This is a genomic window from Methylorubrum sp. POS3 (assembly GCF_043352485.1).
Taxonomy (GTDB): Bacteria; Pseudomonadota; Alphaproteobacteria; order Rhizobiales; family Beijerinckiaceae; genus Methylobacterium; species Methylobacterium suomiense.
In genome coordinates, this window is sequence record NZ_JAPRBT010000001.1 from 3084693 (window position 1) to 3101338 (window position 16646).

Consider the following 16646-nt stretch of genomic DNA (forward strand, 5'->3'; position numbering starts at 1 on the left):
TATTTCTTGTCATGTAAAAATGCCAAAATGGCAGGGAGTAAAGGAATGCACTCCATCTGATACGGGTGGAAAACTGCCGCTCAACATTCTGCCCGCTGAACGACCGCTGCGCGCTTTTTTTAGAAGCGTCGTTCCCCTCGCGCGACCCCTGTTGCTGCAGTGACCACGCTCCCCCGCAGAGGAGGGACATGCGCTGGCCCCTCACTCGTATGTTGCGGCGATCCTTGCACAAGCGAGCGGAAGCGAACGGGCTACCGCCCCAAAGCCAGGAACCGCTCCGCCGTCCGCAGCGCCAGCGCCATGATCGTCAGGGCCGGGTTCGCGGCGAGCGAACTCGGGAAGGTTGAGCCGTCGCTGATCCAGAGGTTGTCGATCTCGAAGCTGCGCCCGTGCGGATCGACGACCGCCGTGTCGTCGTCGTGGCCCATCCGACAGGTGCCGAGGGTGTGGGCGACGCGCTCCAGGACCCAGATGTCCGTGGCGCCGGCCGCCTCCCAGAGGTCGCGCATGACCTTCGTGGCGTGGACGTTCAGCCGGTTCTCGTTGGTGCTGTAGCCGAAATCGATCCGCGCCTTGCGCATTCCGCGGGCGTCGGTCTCGTCGGAGAGGGTGAGCACGTTGGCGTCGCAGGGCAGCGTCTCGCCGTTGATGCCGATCCCCGCGAGGTGGTTGTAGCGCCCGAGATAGTCGAGGAGCGGCTGCCCCCACAGGCCGCGGCCGCGGGCGACGGCGTTGGCGAAGGTCACGGGAACCACGCCGAGACTCTGGATCAGGTAGCCCCCCGCGAAGTCCGCGTCCTTCGGGCGGATGAAATCCTCGGTGATCAGGGAGGAGGGGTAGCCCCGGTTCATCCGCACCTCGTGATCGAAGGTGCCCCAGACCTGCGTCGCAACATGGCCCATGTAATTGCGGCCGACCTGCCCGCTCCCGTTGGCGAGGCCGGTATGCAGCAGGAGGCGCGGCGTCTCGACGGCCCCCGCGCAGAGAAAGACCGCCCGGCAGCGCTGGCGGCGCTCTCGCCCGTCCCTCGTGTACAGCACCGCCGCGATGCGGCCGTCCCGATCCCGCTCGAATCCGTGGGCAAAGCTCTCCGGCCGGATCTCGGCGCCGTGGGAGACGGCGAGCGGCAGGTAGGTGACGTCCATGCTCGCCTTGGCGCCGGTGCGGCAGCCCTGGTGGCAGAAGCCGCAATTGATGCAGCCCTGGCGCATCGGCCCGCCCTCGGACTCGAAATCCCGGGAGACGACCGCCGCCGGCGCGTCGGCCCAGCGGATGCCCCGGGCCTTGCAGGCCCCGGCCATCAGCTCGGCCGGGCCGTTGCGACGCACCGGGGGCAGAGGATAGCGGCGCTCGGCATCCCACGGGTAGCTCGGCGGCCCTGATACGCCGAGGAACGCTTCCACCCGCTCGTAGAACGGCCGCAACGCGTCATGCGAGATCGGCCAATCGACGCCCTCACCGCTCTCGGTGTGCAGCCGCAGGTCGCGGGCATCGGCCCGGGGGACGAAGGCGCCCCAGTGCAGCATCGAGCCGCCGACGCCGGTGCCGCTGTTGTTGCCGCCGAACGCCTCGGGCGTGGAGCCGCCGCTGAGACGCTCCTCCGTCCAGTAGATCTCATCGGCCAGGGTCTCGTCGAAGGCGAATGTCTCCGGCGTGAAGTTCGGCCCAGCCTCCAGGGCGACGACCTTCAGGCCCGCCGCCGCGAGGATGGCGAGGACGGGCGCGCCCCCCGCCCCGGTGCCGATGACGACGGCATCGACCGTCTCGTCCTCGGAATGGATCCGCATCGTGTCGAGATTCATCGTGCGGACTCCTCGGCCAAGGGCTTCCAAGGCTCGGGCTCCCAAGGCTTTGGCTCCCAAGGCTCGGGCGTATCGAGGCTCGTATTGGCAAAGCCCCGCAGGCCCTGGGCGATGGGATCGGGGCTGTCGCCCCCCGCCCCGATGCCGGAAAAGCCGAGCCGCGCGAGGGCGGCCGGGTGGGACAGGTAAAGGCGGGCGGCATCGGCCCGGGCATCCTCGAACCAGAACCGCATCCGGTCGGCGTCGAGCCTCCCACCGAGGGAGGGCGGCACCGTGAGCTTGCCCTTCTGCGCGAGGGTCAGAAGCGCGTCCTGCCGATCCCCGGCGAGGACGACGAAGGGGCGCTCATGGGCGGCACGGGCGGCGGCATCGAGGGTGCGCAGGGCGGCGGGATACGCTTTGTCGTCCGCGGGCAGGGCCATGAATCGCCAGCCGTCGCCCCCGCCGGCGGCGAGGCGTGCATCGACCCGCGCCGCGACATCGAGGCCGGCGACCGGCAGGACCCGCGCGAAGACCGCCCGCAGGATGGCGAGTTCCACCGGATCGAGGGCCTGCGGGGTATAGGCCGGGTCGTCGGCCGCGGCCCGCTCGTTCAGGGCCGAGCGCAGCCGGGAATTCACCCGGTCGCTGGCGATCAGGTCGGCGTAGCCCGGGGGAATCGCGGGCGGGGCCGCGCGGGGCTCGCGAGGCTTGGCGGCATGATCGAGGATCGCCCGCGCGAGCGCGTCCGGCTGTTCGAGCGGGAGCAGGTGGCCGACGCCATCGACGGTGACGAGGTGGCCGTGGGCGAGGTGGGGCAGGGTCAGCGCCGCCTGCGCGTCGGGGCCGAGATCGGCATCCTCGCTGCCGGCGAAGACCAGCGCAGGCGTACGCAGCACGCCGACCCGGCGGCAGAGATCCTCGTCGGCACCGGAGTTGAGCCACGCCTTCCAAGCCGCGGGGGCGGCCCGGAGCACATCGTCCGTCGCCAAATTTTCGAGGTCAGACGGGAGGGAGCCGCCGACATTGGCCCGAACGAAGGTGCGGGCTTCCCTGGCACGGGTCTCGGGATCGGCATCGATCCACGACAGCATTTGGTTACGCCGGTCGTCCGGGATCGGCTCCGGACTCGGCGGCGAGCCTGAGACCAGCACGAGGCCGCTCAGCCCGGCAAGGTTTGGATCTCCATCTTCCGCCCGGCGGGCGAGGATGAGGGCGACCTTGGCGCCCATGCTGTGGCCGGCGAGACGATAGGGGCCGGATTGGGCAGCGATGGCCGCGGCGATCCTGTCGGCCATCGCATCGACGCTGTATCCGCCTTCTTCGCGGGCGTCGCCGAAGCCGGGCAGATCGAGGGGGACGACCCGCATGGTCCCGGCCAAAGCCTCGGCGAGAGGCGTCCACGTCCGGGCGCTTCCGCCGAGAAAGTGAAGGCAGAACAGTGTGTCGGGGGCGCGTTCGGTCATGCGCCGGACATCGCGCGAGCTTAACTTAGTTCAAGCCAGTGCGACATCGCAGGCGGGATGAACCGCGGCGGATGCAGGGTGGTGCCGCCTTCGCGTGGGGCGCGACGACTCCGTTTTCCCGGCCCGAGGCCTGAACCGCCGTGGGCGTCACGCCTGCAGAGCCACCGATTTCTCAGGGATCGTGCCTCAGCTCCCTATCGGCGCCAAGCGCCCGGCTCTTGCGCGCGTGGCAGACGCTCCGGCCTGGACCCGCCTGCTGGGCCTGAACCTCAAGCCCGCAGCGCTCCCAGAGTTGCGATCGGAATTGCTCGCATGGCGGGAGTACTCCGAGCGACAAAGATGCCGCCAAGCTTGCCGGGTGACGGATCGGCCGCCCGGCGAGCGCGGGGTCAGAAGTTGGGGCTGCGGGCAGCGCCAGCGGGGCCTTCTCCTTCGGCCGGTCGGCCACCAGTGCCTCCGTCATCACGAGCAGGCCCGCGACCGAGGTAGCATCCTGGAGCGCGGTGCGCACCACCTTGGCGGGATCGACGATGCCGGCCTCGACGAGGTCGCCATGTGTCTCGGTCTGCGCGTCTAAACCAGAGGGCTCGGATGGATTTCCGAGCACCCTGGACACCACGATCGAGCCCTATGACGAATGGCCGAAAGCATTTCCGGCATCTTGCGCGGCGCCGCCGGATGGGTCGTTACCGGTCGGCCAAAGCCGGCGCTCGCACCGCTCGATCGACTTGCCGGAAGACATCGAGCGCGCGCCAAGGTTTGCCCAGAAAGACAGCCCGGTCAGGCAGTTCGGCGATCCGATGGCCCATGCCGCCGGAGGTGACGACGAGATGAACGTTCGGCCACGAGGCGTCGGTGAGACTCGCGAGGTCGATGCCGTCTAGGGCACCGGCCAACTGGATATCGGTGAACAGCATGGCGATCTCGTCCGCATGCTGGCGCATGATCGCGATCGCCTCCTCCGCCGAGGCGCAAGCGAGGACGTCGAGAACGGTTTCCTCCAGCATCGCCACCGTCAGCTCTCGCACCGTCGGATCATCTTCGACCACGAGGACGAGCTTCGATGGCAAGGACGACACCGTGCCGTCGCCCTGCCGCTTCCGGCTGACCGCGTCGCGCTGGTGAAGCAGGAGCACGAGCGAGGCGATGTCGTCGGGAAGATCGGCGTCGATGAGGCCGGCATAGCTGTCCGCCAACCCGTCGGCGACGCCGTGAACGGTGAAGCGGGCAGGCCCAGGGCTGCTGAGCTGAGGAATCTGATCGGCTCGACGCATAGCTCCTCCCTGCCTGAGAGCGCGCAACATTACGGCTCAGGTTCTCGGTTAATCCATGTGAGTCGCTTGTGTTTTGAACGTAGTCGAAAGGATCTAGTTTCGGCCAAGCTGAGAAGAAATCCGTATCAGGGCGCGGATGCCCCGAATCTGTTCGGGCCATGTGCGCACCGGGCGAATGTTGTCGGCAACAACATCGTCCCATCAATGGAGATCCGTTCACGAGCGCGGGCGAAGACCGATCTTTTTCTCAAGCTGTCTTCTTGAGCGCGAGAGGGCCGACCGATGCGAGATGCCTTCTTCGCCGTCCCGGCTGGCCCAGTTGCCGACGTCGAGGGCTGCTGTGCGACACGCAGTGTTCGATGCTGCCGCCACACATCAGCAGTAAGGATGCGCCGATCAATGTAATTGAATAATTCAAATTTGTTTTTGATGATTGCAGCATGACATTTGACGAGTCGTATGATTTTGGAAGATAGTCTGATCAACCAGTATAAAGGTTGATGCGGCGCTTCTCCGCCGTGGCTTCGATCAAATTGGGCGGAGCCCTTGCGTGGAGCCCACCGCTATCGATGGCGGCGATCCCGCCGCTGCAGGGACCGACACTCGATGATCCGACATCGCGGTGCAGGCAATCGTCCGCCAGCGCTCGGCTATGGACGCGCTCGCGCAATGAGCGTGGTGATCCGCTCCGCAAGCCGATGCATGCCGCGGCGTAACGCTCGTGCCGACGGAAATCGCCCTGGTGCGGGGGCATCGTCGGCGGCCACGGGTTCCGTTCCGGCGATCCGACCATCGATCGCCGGGTCGCATCGCGCGACTGCAAGGCCCGGCCTCACAGCGTCACCGCCTGAGCTTTCCACGGGTCGGAGGCCCGGCGGGCCACCGGCAGCGTCCATCGGCGCGGTCATCCGCTCCACCGGATGCGGCGGCTCTGCCATTCGTAGAATGTTCTCGAAGGGGTTCCATGGCTGAAACGGCTTCATCTTCGACATTCGTTCGGGACGCCGACCATTCGCCTTCGCCTTCGCCTGCGGAGGCGTTCGCGATGCGGCGTGCGAAACCGATCCTCTTCCTCGGGATTTTCATCTGCTATCTCGGCATGATGGTAATCCTGCCGATTGTCTCGCCGCTGGTCCGCCAATTGGGGCTGTCGGAGAGCCAGGGCGGCTGGATGATCTCGATCGGTGCCGCCACCATGGTCCTGGCGAGTGCGCGTTGGGGCCGCCTGAGCGACAAGATCGGCCGCCGGCCGGTGATCCTCGCCGGATTTGCCGGTCTCGCAGCGAGCTATGCGGCCTACACGGCCTGCGTCATGCTCGGTCTCGCCGGCGCCTTGGCCGGGACCACATTGCTCGCGGCCCTGATCCTCGGCCGAGCCCTGATCGGCGTGTTCATTCCGGCCGTACCGACCGCGTCGCAGGCCTACATGGCGGATGTCACCGACGAGGCCGGTCGCAGTGCGGGGATGGCGCTGGTGAGCGCGGCCAACGGCATGGCGCTGATCCTCGGCCCTGCAATCGGCGGTGTGCTGCTGCTCGGAGGCCTGCTTTGGCCGCTCTATGCCGCCACAATGCTGCCGCTCATGGGCCTCGGCGCCATGCTCCTGGTGCTCCGGAGCACGCGGCCGAAGCCGATGGGCGCGCAGGAGCCGCTGCGGCCCTGGCACCCCAATTTATGGCCCTGGCTGCTCGTGGGCCTCGGTGCCATGACGGTGATCGTCACGCTGCAGATCAACGCGGGCTTCTACCTGCAGGATCGGTTGGGATTGTCGGCGCTGGAGACCGGCAGGACGCTCGCCATGGCGCTCACCATCACCGGCCTCGTCCTGCTGCTGGTTCAAGTCGTTCAGGTCAAGCTGCTGCGATGGCAGGCGGGCCGCATGGTGACGGTTGGCATCCCCGTCTTCGCCGCCGGCATCCTGATCCTGCTCATGACGATGTCGCTGTGGAGCTACTATGTCGCTTTCGCCCTGATCGGGGTCGGAGCGGGCTTGCTCCTGCCGGGCTTCATGTCGGGGGCCTCCCTGGCGGTGCCGGGCACCCTGCAGGGCTCGGTCGCGGGCCTCGTCTCGGCCGTGCAGGGTGGGGGCGCGATCATCGCGCCGGCCCTGACGACCTCGCTCTACGAATACGATCCGGCCCTGCCGTTCTGGTTCGTCTTCGCGATCCTGGCGGTGCTTCAGATCCTGTGTGCCGTTGCGCTGCCGAAGCGCCCCGTCACGCGTCGGTGAGCCGGAGGCGGCCGGCATGCCGGCAAGGCCTCACTACGGAAAGGCCTGAGGTTTCCCCAAGGATGCCGTCCTCACTCGCAAGCCCGCAGGGAGTCGTCGGCGCCGGCCAGTGAAGACGGACGGCTCCTCTCTCCCACGACATGGGCCGCACGGCTTCATCGAACCCGGGCCTTGAGCGGGGCGATGCCGCCGAGCGTCGATCCCTTGCCATGGCCCCCTGCATCGGGCGGCGCACCGCTCGTCTCCGCGGGCGGCGCGGGTTATCCCAGGCTTCCCTTTTCGGGAGCGGATGCATGTTCACCCACGTCATGATCGGCAGCAACGACTTGGAGCGCGCCCGGAACTTCTATGACGCGACCTTCGCCGCGCTGGGGGGCAAGCCCGGCGAGAGAGATGCCAGGGGTCGGCTGATCTACGCCCATGAGGGCGGCCGCCTGATGATCACGACACCGATCGACGGCAAGCCGGCGACCGCGGCCAATGGCGGGACGATCGGTATCGCCGCCGCGAGCCGCGACCATGTCCTGGCTTGGCATGAGGCCGGCATCCGGCACGGGGGCATCGCCATCGAGAGCCCGCCCACGGAGCGCCCGAACGGGGCATTCGTCGCCTATCTGCGCGACCCCGATGGAAACAAGCTGACGGCACGGACGCCGCCGACGCGGTGACGGGGCTCGCCCATCGCCGCAGGCGCACGGGCCAACCGTGACGGGCTGATCGGGGAGGGCGCCGTAGTTCGACCTCTACAGCCGTGCGATGGACCGTTCCCCTCACGGCGGTAGGCGATCCGGGTCGCGCTCTCTGCAAAGGGCCGGCGCGAGCCCGAGCATGAAGTCGGCTATCCAAATCTTCGATACGGACATTTCCCCCGCCACGACGAATGCAACGCCGTTATGAGGGCCGTGCAGGCCATCGTGGTGCAACGGGTTCGTCGGACAGCGACGAGCGGCCGGGCTTTCCGATCAAGCGCAGCGACGCCGTGCAGCGGCTCTCTCGGCCGACCGTCATCAAGGCCGCGGCCCTCTGCGGCTCGGTCCGCGGCCCGGCATCCACCGAGCGCGAGAGGCCCGCCCAACGGAGGATTCCTGACGAGATGGGACGGACCCGGCCAGGGTTGCCGTCAAGCCGGACGGGGTGTGCTGCGCATGGGAGTTTCCGTTGCGGCGCGGCGACCGTATCTTGCGAGCTGACACGATGCGCTCAGCGCAGCGATGGCAGGAGGCTCGTTGGACATGCCGGGAGAAGAAGATCTCAGCGGGTGTACGGTGCTGGTGGTCGAGGACGATTACTTCATCGCTTCGGACACCGAGCGGGCCTTGCGCGAAGCGGGTGGGCAGGTGATCGGCCCGGTTGGGCACGAAGACTTGGCGCTGACCTTGCTGGAGACCGAGCGACCAAGTTGCGCCCTGGTCGACATCAATCTCGGCCACGGCATCGGTTACCGGATCTCGGAGGCGCTGCAGGACGCGAACGTGCCGTTCGTGTTCGTGACAGGGTACGATGACGAGGAGATCCCGGCGCGCTTCGACCATGTCGAGCGGTTGCGCAAACCGGCGGACTTTCGCCAGCTCGTTCGCACCGCTGCGCGCCTGTGCACCGCATGACCTTCCGCCTCGCCCGGCGCGAAGTCGGTGCGCCTGTCTGCGAGAACGCCTGACGCGCGAGGATCAGGGCCGGGGCGGGGACGCTGCGGCGCCGGCTCCGACGACGCTCTGCGCTTGGAGAAACGCGATGATGTCCGCCCGGTCGAGGGGATCGGCGACCCCACGAAAGGTCATGCTCGTGCCCGGTGCCATCTTGGCCGGGGCGGCAAGCCAGCGGTCCATTCGGTCCGGCGTCCAAACGCCTCCGAGGGATCGGAGCGCCCCGGTATAGGCGAAGCGCCGGCTGTTCCCGGCGACGGGCTTGCCCATCACGCCGTAGAGGCCCGGGCCGTTGCGGTCGCCGGCACCCATCCCGATCGTGTGGCACGCTGCGCAGGCGCGGAACAGGCGTCCGCCTCGCTCCGCGTCGGCAACCCGTATGGCGTCGCCGAAGCTCGGGTTCTCGCCCAGGGCACGGCGACGCTCCGGGGCGTCGTCGGAGCAGGCCGCGACGAGGAGGGTGAGCGCGAACAGCCCAGCGCGTGAGGGCCGAGGGGACCGGCGTGGCACCGATGAAGCGATCTGCATGGACATCCTGGCTCGGCGGCCAGCGTCTGTTTGCACCGGCGCATCGCCCGTCCCTTTCGGGCATGGCGTGAAGCGGGCCAACGCTTCTTTCGACCTAAAGCATCGGCCCGAAAGGTGGGAGCCGGCTTTCGGAAAAAGCCGATGCGCCACAATAACCGAGAGCATCGTGCCGGATCCGATATCCGACACGATGCTCTCGGCGACAGTTCAGATATAGGTCGAGGCGAGCGCCGGCGAGCCTTCGAGGGCGTGGGCCAGCACTTCCAGGCCATGCGTGATCTGCTGCCGGGTCGAGGGACCGCCGAGGCAGAGGCGCACCGCCTCCGGCGGGGTCCCGGCCACACAGAAGGGGTCGCTGCCGACGACGCCGAGGCCGGCCGATCGCCCCTGGCTGGCGAAGGCCGACCGGGTCCACCCCTCGGGCAATGTGATCCAGGCATGGAAGCCGTGCGGGTCGGCGGTGTAGCTCCCGGCCGGGAGCAGCGCGGCGGCGATGCGCTGGCGCGCGCTCGATTCCTCGCGGACGAACCGCACGATGGCCTCCGCCGTGCCGTCCATGATCCAGCGCGTCGCCAAGGCGGTCGAGATCGGGGAGGCCATGACGGTCGCGGCTCGCAGCGCGCCGCCGAGGGGCAGGGCCGATCGGGGACTCGGGGCGACCAGGAAGGCGAGGCGAAGGCCGGCGCCGAGGCACTTCGCCAGACCGGCGACGTAGTAGGTGATCTCCGGCGCCAGTTCGGCGAAGCTCGGTGGCGGCGTCGGGCAGATGCGCGCGTAGGCGTCGTCCTCGATGATGCTGACGGCGTAGCGCCGCGCCACCGCGATGATGGCCTCGCGCCGCGTCCGGGGCAGGGTCGCGGTGGTGGGGTTCTGCAGCAGCGGATTGAGGTAGATGGCCTTCGGCGCGACCTTGGTGCAGGCGGCGGCGAACGCATCGGGATCGACCCCGTGCCGGTCCATGGGCAGGCCGACGAGGCGCAGGCCGAGATGCGCCGCCAGGGCCCGGATGCCCGGATAGGTGATGCGTTCGGCGCAGATGGTGTCGCCGGCCCGGGCGACCTGCCCGAGTACGCTGGACAGCGCGCTGTGGGCGCCGGGGCAGATCAGCAGGCGCTCCCGCGGCGCGGCGATCCCTCGGCCGCTCAGCCAGTGCAACGCCGCCGCCTTGTCCTCGTCCGTTCCGCCGAAGCCCTGGTAGCGCAGCAGGTTGTTGAGGTGTCCCGACAATTCCGCGAACGAGGCCTGCATGGTGGCCTGCAGGGCCGGGGCATCCGGCTCGGGCGGCAGGTTCATGGTGAAGTCGACCGGCCCGGTCCGGGCCGCGCCCTCGACACCGCCCGAACGCGCCGTCCGGGCCGGATCGACCACGAAGGTGCCCTGGCCGACGCGCCCCTCGATCAGGCCGCGCTTGTGCGCCTCGACATAGCCGCGGGACACCGTCGTGAAGTTCAGCCCGAGCGCCTCGGCCAGGGCGCGCTGCGTCGGCAGGCGCGTGCCCGGCGTCAGGCGGCCCGTCCGGATGTCGTCCGACAGCGCTTCGGCGATCGCGCGGTAATGGGGCTTGCCCCAGCGCTTCAGGTCGGGCGCCCAGCCCCCCGGCCCGCCGCTCCGACCATCCCCGCGCAGGTCTCGATCCATCGACCCCATGCGATCCGCACCATCACCATACGATCAATGTCCGATTGTATGGTCTGCAAATGGCGTACCGCACCGTAATTCCTGGGATTCCCGGACGAAATCCATACAATTCCAATAATCTTCGCCACCGCATCGGGCATCCGATGGCGCTCATTTGCGCATCCGGCGCCGATGTAACCATGCGCCTGCGAATGATCGACATCGCAAGAGTGATGCGAATTGATCGTATATTTGTATGTATTCTATTCGAAGAGATTGATCGGCGCATTGATCGGCGGGGAATGGCACATCGCTTGCCACGATCGACCCGCGATCGCCGGCAGGTCCCCGTGCCGCGGTCCGTCCTCCAAGGAGCGAGAGCCATGCCTGCCGTGAACCGCGAACCCCACAAGAAGGGCGACTTCCTGGTCGATTACGAGGAGAAGGTCTTCGAGGACGTGAAGGCCGAGCCGGGGCAGAAGGCGCTCGTCACCTTCCACACGGTGGCGTTCGAGGGCTCGATCGGCCTCGTGAACCTGCTTCAGGCCACCCGTCTGCAGCGCAAGGGCTTCGACACCTCGATCCTACTTTACGGCCCCGGCATCACGCTCGGCGTCCAGCGCGGCTTCCCGCGGCTCGGCGACGAGGCATTTCCGGGCCACCTGAACTTCAACAACCAACTGGAGAAGTTCATGGCCGAGGGCGGCAAGGTCTATGCCTGCCGGTTCTCGACCCAAGCCCTGTACGGCCACGGCGAGGCGGCCTTCATCGAGGGGATCCGCATGATCAACCCCCTCGACGTCCTCGACTGCATCCTCCTGCACAAGCGCGACAACGCGGTGATCATCGACACCTGGACGGTCTGAGGAACCCGCAATGCTTCCGGCGGCCGCGCACGGCCCGGCCGCCGTCTCAAGCCGGAGGTTCATCCATGTCAGAGAGCCGGATCGTGCGGGCCGCCGCCGTCCAGATCGCCCCCGATCTCGACCGGCCGGACGGCACCCTGGAGCGGGTGCTGAACGCCATCGACGAGGCCGCGGCCAAGGGCGCGCGGTTCATGGTCTTCCCCGAGACCTTCGTGCCCTACTATCCCTACTTCTCCTTCGTCCTGCCGCCGGCTCAACAGGGGGCGGAGCATCTCAAGCTCTACGAGCGCGCGGTCGCGGTCCCGGGGCCGGTGACGCAGGCGGTCTCGGCGGCGGCGCGCCGCCACGGCGCCGTCATCGTGCTCGGCGTGAACGAGCGCGACCATGGATCGCTCTACAACGCCCAGCTGATCTTCGACGCGGACGGCGCGCTGAAGCTCAAGCGCCGCAAGATCACGCCGACCTATCATGAACGCATGATCTGGGGGCAGGGCGACGGCGCCGGCCTCGCCGTAGTGGAGACGGCGGTGGGCCGCGTCGGGGCGCTGGCCTGCTGGGAGCACTACAACCCGCTCGCCCGCTACGCCCTCATGGCCCGCCACGAGGAGATCCACGCGGCGCAGTTCCCCGGCTCGCTCGTCGGCCAGATCTTCGCCGACCAGATGGAGGTGACGATCCGCCACCACGCCCTGGAGGCGGCCTGCTTCGTGGTCAACGCCACCGGCTGGCTCACCGACGCGCAGGTGGCGCAGGTCTGTCCCGACGAGCGCCTGCGCGGCGCCTGCCGCGGCGGCAATTGCACCGCCATCGTCTCGCCGGAAGGCAAGCATCTCGCCGATCCTCTGGGCCCCGGCGAGGGCCTCCTGATCGCCGACATGGACCTCGCCCTCGTGACCAAGCGCAAGCGGATGATGGACGCCGTCGGCCATTACGCCCGGCCCGAACTCCTCAGCCTGGTCCACGACGACCGTCCGGCCCCGTTCGTGCACGGCCCGATCCGTTCTCAGACTCCTGCCCAGACCTCTGCCCAGCCCCCTTCCCCGCCCCCTTCCCGGAGCCTCGACCATGAGCAGCACTCCGCTTCCGATGAGCCCTCCCTCGCTGCCGGCGGTAGCGGCGGGCTTGGTCGGGATGCCGACGGAGCGGCTGATCAACGCGTTGCAATCCTACGGCGTTAGGCTCGCCGACACCCGTGCCGGGGCGCCGAGCCGCCGCGGCGGCGCGGGGCCCTCCGACCACAAGGCCATGACCATCGCGGGGCGAACCGTGATGGTGCCGGTCCATACCGAGACCGCCTTCGAGTCGCCCTTCCTCGTGCGCCGTCCCGATGCGGACGGCGTCGCGATCATCGAGCATGAGGGCGTGGTGATCGGGCGCGCCACCTTTCCCGGCAAGCCCCGCTTCTACGCCCTCTCGACCTTCGACGGCGTGCCCTATTCGAAGATCGCGGTGCTGCACGGGCGCGACGTGCTCGCCACGACGGTGCTCCAGACCTGCATCCGCTATCAAAGCCGCACCAAGACCTGCCAGTTCTGCTCCATCGGCCAATCGCTGGCCGCCGGCCGCACCATCGCGCGCAAGACGCCGGAGCAACTGGCCGAAGTCGCCCGCGCCGCGGTGCTGCTCGACGGCGTGAAACACATGGTGATGACCACCGGAACCCCGAACGCGACCGACCGGGGCGCCGCCCTGCTGTGCGAGAGCGCCTTCTCCGTTAAGGCGGCGGTCGATCTGCCGATCCAGGCCCAGTGCGAGCCCCCTGACGACGACCGCTGGTTCGAGCGGATGAAGGCGTCGGGCATCGATGCCCTCGGGATGCATCTCGAGGCCGTCACCCCGGAGGTGCGTGCCCGGATCATGCCCGGCAAGGCGAGCGTGCCGCTGGAGCGGTACGCGGCGGCCTTCGAGGCGGCGGTGCCGGTCTTCGGGCGCGGCCAGGTCTCGACCTACATCCTGGCAGGCCTCGGCGATGCGCCCGAGGCCATCCTGGCGATGGCCGAGCGCCTGATCGCGATGGGGGTCTACCCCTTCGTCGTGCCCTTCGTGCCGATCTCCGGCACGCCGCTGGAGAGCCATCCGGCGCCCGCGCCGGACTTCATGCACGCCATCCTGCAGCCGCTCGCGGACATGCTGGCACGCGCCGGCCTGCGCTCGGGCGACATCAAGGCGGGGTGCGGGCGCTGCGGTGCCTGCTCGGCGCTCTCGGCCTACGAGCGCACGGGGGCGGCATGATCCTCGAACCCGTTCCGCCCTACCGCCCGAACCATTTCCGGGTGAAATTCGCGGTCGCCCCCTGGGAGCGGCGCGCCTGCGCGGCCCTGCGCCGGCAGGTCTTCTGCACGGAGCAGGGCCTGTTCGAAGGCGACGACCGGGACGCCATCGACGCGCGGGCCATCCCGATCTGCGCCCTCTCGACGTTGGGCGGCGACGTCGACGCCGTGGTCGGCACGGTGCGCATCCACGAGGTTCCGGAGCGCCCCGGAGAGTGGTGGGGTTCGCGCCTCGCGGTCGCCCCGGCCTTCCGGGGCACCGCCGCGCTCGGGGCCGGGCTCATCCAGGTCGCCGTCGCCTCGGCCCATGCCCGCGGATGCACGCGCTTCCTTGCCCATGTTCAGGAGCGGAACGTGCCGCTGTTCGAGGCCCTGCATTGGGCGAGCCTCGGGACGGTGGACCTCCACGGCCGGCCCCATCATCGGATGCAGGCGGATCTTGCGGCCTATCCGCCGATGCACGATCCCGAGCGGGGGCTCATCACCTTCCGCAAGGCCGCGTGATGACGGTGGCCCTCGATCTTCCGGCGCTGGCCCGTCAGATCCGCGAGGCGCGCGGGGTCGCCCATAAGCGGGACATCGACGCCGTGATCACGCGGCTCGGCCTGGGCAGCCGACACGACGCGATCCCGGTCGGCGACGATTGCGCCGCGATTCCGGACGGCGACGGGCACCTGCTCTTCGCCATCGAGGGCTTCCTCGACGGCTTCGTCGCCGCCGATCCCTACTTTGCCGGCTATTGCGGCATCATGGTCAATCTCAGCGACGTCGCCGCCATGGGCGGTCGCCCGCTCGCCGTGGTCGATGCCCTCTGGAGCCGCGACGCCGCGGCGACGGATCCGATCCTGGCCGGATTGTCCGACGCGGCGGCGCTCTACGGCGTTCCGGTCGTGGGCGGCCACACCAATACCCGCGCGACCTCCGGCGCCCTGGCGGTGGCCGTGCTCGGCCGGGCCGGTGGGCGCCTCCTGACGAGCTTCGACGCGGCACCCGGCGACGATCTCATCGCGGCGATCGACCTGCGCGGACGCTTCCGCGAGCCGCATCCCTATTGGGACGCCTCGACCGGCGCACCGGGCGAGCGCCTGCGCGGCGACCTCTCCCTGCTTCCGGGAATCGCCGAGGACGGCTTGGCGGCGGCGGCTAAGGACATCAGCATGGCGGGCGTCGTCGGCACGGCGCTGATGCTGCTCGAATGTTCGCAGGTGGGCGGCGTGATCGATCTCGCCGCGATCCCGCGCCCCGCGCCCGTGCCGCTCGCCCGCTGGCTGTCCGCCTTCCCGAGCTTCGGCTTCCTGCTCAGCGTGCGCCCGGACCGCACGCCGGCCGTGCTCGCCCGCTTCGCCGAGCGCGGCATCGCCAGCGCGCCGATCGGACGCCTCGATGCGAGCCGTGTCGCCCGGGTCCGCAGTGCCGCGGGCGAGGAAGCCGTGGTCTGGGATTTCGCCGCCGGGCCGCTCATCGGCTGCGGACGCGACGCCGGGCCCGACGCATGAGGCCGCTGCGCATCGCCATCCTGACCCACTCGACCAACCCGCGCGGGGGCGTCGCGCATTGCCTCGCGCTGGCCGAGGCCCTGTGCGCGCTCGGGCACGAGGCGGTGGTTCACGCGCCGGATCCCGACGGAAACGGCTTCTTCCGGTCCGCCGCCTGTCCGACGGTCCCGGTCGCCGCCAGGACCATGGCCGACAAGGCGGCCGCCGGTACGACGGCCGAGCGCGTGCAGGCCCGCATCAACGATTATCTCCGTCACTTCGCGTCGCCGGCGGCCTGCGACTTCGATGTCTTCCACGCCCATGACGGGATCGGCGGCAACGCGCTCGCGACCCTCAGGCACCGGCGCCTGATTCCCGGCTTCGTCCGCACGGTCCACCACGTCGACAGCTTCGCCGACCCGCTGCTCGCGGAATGGCAGGATCGGTCGATCCGCGAGGCCAAGCGCCTGCTCTGCGTCAGCCGGGTCTGGGCCGACTGGATCCGGGACGACCTCGGCACCGAGGCCGACATCGTCGGGAACGGCGTGGATCTGTCGGTGTACCGCCCCGAGCCGGCACGGACGGATCCGGGCATCCGGGAGCGCTGGGGCCTCGGTCCGGGGCCGATCGTCCTCGCCGTCGGCGGGTTCGAAGAGCGCAAGAACACGGCCGGCATCATCGCGGCCTTCGCGCGCTTCCGGGAGCGCCACCCGGCGGCCCAGCTCGTGGTCGCGGGCGGGGCCTCCCTGCTCGATCACGCGCCCTACCGCGCCCGTTGTCGCGCGGCCCTGGCCGCCGCCGGGCTCGCGCTCGGGCCCGGTGCCGCCGTGATCGAGACGGGACCCGTCCCGCAGGGCGACATGCCGGGGCTCTATCGGATCGCCGACATGCTCGCCTTCCCCTCGTGGAAGGAAGGTTTCGGTCTCTGCGTGCTGGAAGCGATGGCCAGCGGCACGCCCGTGATCGTCTCCCGGCTCGCGCCCTTCACCGAGTATCTCGCCCCCTGCGACGCCCTTTTCGTCGATCCGGCCGAGTCCGGCGGCATCGCCGACGCGATGGACGCGGTGACGATGCCGGACCGACGCAGCCGATTGCGGGCCGCCGGCCTCGCGCGGGCCGCCGCGCATTCCTGGCGCGCCTGCGCCGAGCGCCACCTGCCCGCCTACGCGGCCTGTGCCCGCCCCCGACAGGAGCCGATCCATGCCTGAGATGCGCTTCCACGTCCGCTGGCCCGACGGCCGGCGGGAGGCCTGCTACTCGCCCTCCCTCGTGGTGAAGGATTTCCTCGCGCCGGGAGAGAGCTATTCCCTCGACGATTTCGTCGAGAAGACCCGCGCGGCCCTCACCATCGCCAGCGAGCGGGTGCGCGAGAAATACGGTTTCGCCTGTTCCTCGGCCCTGGATCAACTTGCCCGGATCGAGGCCACGGCGAAGCGGCACGAGCCCGGCGGCCGGGTGACGGTCGAGACCTTCGAGCCCTGAACCCGAAGCCCTTC

At 69.3% G+C, this 16646-nt stretch carries 15 protein-coding genes and 1 pseudogene; 10 read left to right on the forward strand and 6 right to left on the reverse strand.

Features of this window, described 5'->3' with window-relative positions; translation table 11 throughout:
• Window positions 1-251: 251 nt before the first annotated feature.
• The 4 genes and pseudogenes from OWC43_RS14310 to OWC43_RS14325 form a co-directional block, all read right to left on the reverse strand.
• Complete coding sequence (locus OWC43_RS14310; protein ID WP_393957125.1) at window positions 252-1802, reverse strand: GMC family oxidoreductase; 1551 nt, start codon at window positions 1800-1802, stop codon at window positions 252-254.
• The gene (locus OWC43_RS14315) at window positions 1799-3247 is read right to left on the reverse strand and encodes an alpha/beta hydrolase (RefSeq protein WP_393957126.1); all 1449 of its coding nucleotides are present in this window, start codon (window positions 3245-3247) and stop codon (window positions 1799-1801) included. The genes OWC43_RS14310 and OWC43_RS14315 overlap by 4 nt, the downstream gene beginning before the upstream one ends.
• 403 nt (window positions 3248-3650) lie before the next feature.
• A pseudogene (gene groEL / locus OWC43_RS14320) lies at window positions 3651-3875 on the reverse strand (chaperonin GroEL); the annotation flags it as partial.
• A 58-nt stretch (window positions 3876-3933) separates the two neighbouring features.
• Window positions 3934-4521, reverse strand: a complete 588-nt coding sequence (locus OWC43_RS14325; RefSeq protein ID WP_393957127.1) for a response regulator — start codon at window positions 4519-4521, stop codon at window positions 3934-3936.
• 1045 nt (window positions 4522-5566) lie between these two features.
• On the opposite strand from OWC43_RS14325, the gene OWC43_RS14330 reads away from it, so the two are divergent.
• From OWC43_RS14330 to OWC43_RS14340, 3 genes are all read left to right on the forward strand, one after another.
• Window positions 5567-6751: an MFS transporter gene (locus OWC43_RS14330; protein WP_393957128.1), complete on the forward strand. Its 1185-nt coding sequence runs from the start codon at window positions 5567-5569 to the stop codon at window positions 6749-6751.
• Window positions 6752-7044: 293 nt separating this feature from the next.
• Entirely contained in the window at window positions 7045-7419 is a 375-nt protein-coding gene (locus OWC43_RS14335) for a VOC family protein (protein ID WP_393957129.1), read from the forward strand.
• Window positions 7420-7983: 564 nt separating this feature from the next.
• Window positions 7984-8355, forward strand: coding sequence for a response regulator (locus OWC43_RS14340; protein ID WP_393957130.1), 372 nt, complete (start codon window positions 7984-7986; stop codon window positions 8353-8355).
• A gap of 63 nt (window positions 8356-8418) precedes the next feature.
• Here the strand turns inward: OWC43_RS14340 and OWC43_RS14345 are convergent, their stop codons facing one another.
• Both OWC43_RS14345 and OWC43_RS14350 read right to left on the reverse strand, forming a co-directional pair.
• On the reverse strand, window positions 8419-8922 hold the full coding sequence (locus tag OWC43_RS14345; protein WP_393957131.1) for a c-type cytochrome: 504 nt from the start codon (window positions 8920-8922) through the stop codon (window positions 8419-8421).
• A gap of 207 nt (window positions 8923-9129) precedes the next feature.
• Entirely contained in the window at window positions 9130-10569 is a 1440-nt protein-coding gene (locus OWC43_RS14350; RefSeq protein ID WP_393957132.1) for a PLP-dependent aminotransferase family protein, read from the reverse strand.
• Window positions 10570-10922: 353 nt separating this feature from the next.
• Here OWC43_RS14350 and OWC43_RS14355 point away from each other — a divergent pair, with 353 nt between their 5' ends.
• From OWC43_RS14355 to OWC43_RS14385, 7 genes are all read left to right on the forward strand, one after another.
• A complete protein-coding gene (locus OWC43_RS14355; RefSeq protein WP_012452016.1) occupies window positions 10923-11405 on the forward strand; it encodes an MSMEG_0572/Sll0783 family nitrogen starvation response protein in 483 nt (160 codons plus the stop codon).
• 65 nt (window positions 11406-11470) lie between these two features.
• On the forward strand, window positions 11471-12583 hold the full coding sequence (locus OWC43_RS14360; RefSeq protein ID WP_393957133.1) for a Nit6803 family nitrilase: 1113 nt from the start codon (window positions 11471-11473) through the stop codon (window positions 12581-12583).
• Entirely contained in the window at window positions 12537-13637 is a 1101-nt protein-coding gene (locus OWC43_RS14365; protein WP_393958563.1) for an MSMEG_0568 family radical SAM protein, read from the forward strand. The genes OWC43_RS14360 and OWC43_RS14365 overlap by 47 nt, the downstream gene beginning before the upstream one ends.
• Window positions 13634-14179, forward strand: coding sequence for an MSMEG_0567/Sll0786 family nitrogen starvation N-acetyltransferase (locus OWC43_RS14370; protein WP_137829912.1), 546 nt, complete (start codon window positions 13634-13636; stop codon window positions 14177-14179). The genes OWC43_RS14365 and OWC43_RS14370 overlap by 4 nt, the downstream gene beginning before the upstream one ends.
• Window positions 14179-15171: a sll0787 family AIR synthase-like protein gene (locus OWC43_RS14375; protein WP_393957134.1), complete on the forward strand. Its 993-nt coding sequence runs from the start codon at window positions 14179-14181 to the stop codon at window positions 15169-15171. Before OWC43_RS14370 ends, OWC43_RS14375 begins: the two co-directional genes overlap by 1 nt.
• Window positions 15168-16358 carry an MSMEG_0565 family glycosyltransferase gene (locus OWC43_RS14380; protein ID WP_393957135.1) on the forward strand — a complete coding sequence of 397 codons (1191 nt, stop codon included), beginning with the start codon at window positions 15168-15170 and terminating at the stop codon, window positions 16356-16358. Before OWC43_RS14375 ends, OWC43_RS14380 begins: the two co-directional genes overlap by 4 nt.
• A complete protein-coding gene (locus OWC43_RS14385) occupies window positions 16351-16632 on the forward strand; it encodes an MSMEG_0570 family nitrogen starvation response protein (protein ID WP_137829915.1) in 282 nt (93 codons plus the stop codon). The genes OWC43_RS14380 and OWC43_RS14385 overlap by 8 nt, the downstream gene beginning before the upstream one ends.
• Window positions 16633-16646 lie beyond the last annotated feature (14 nt).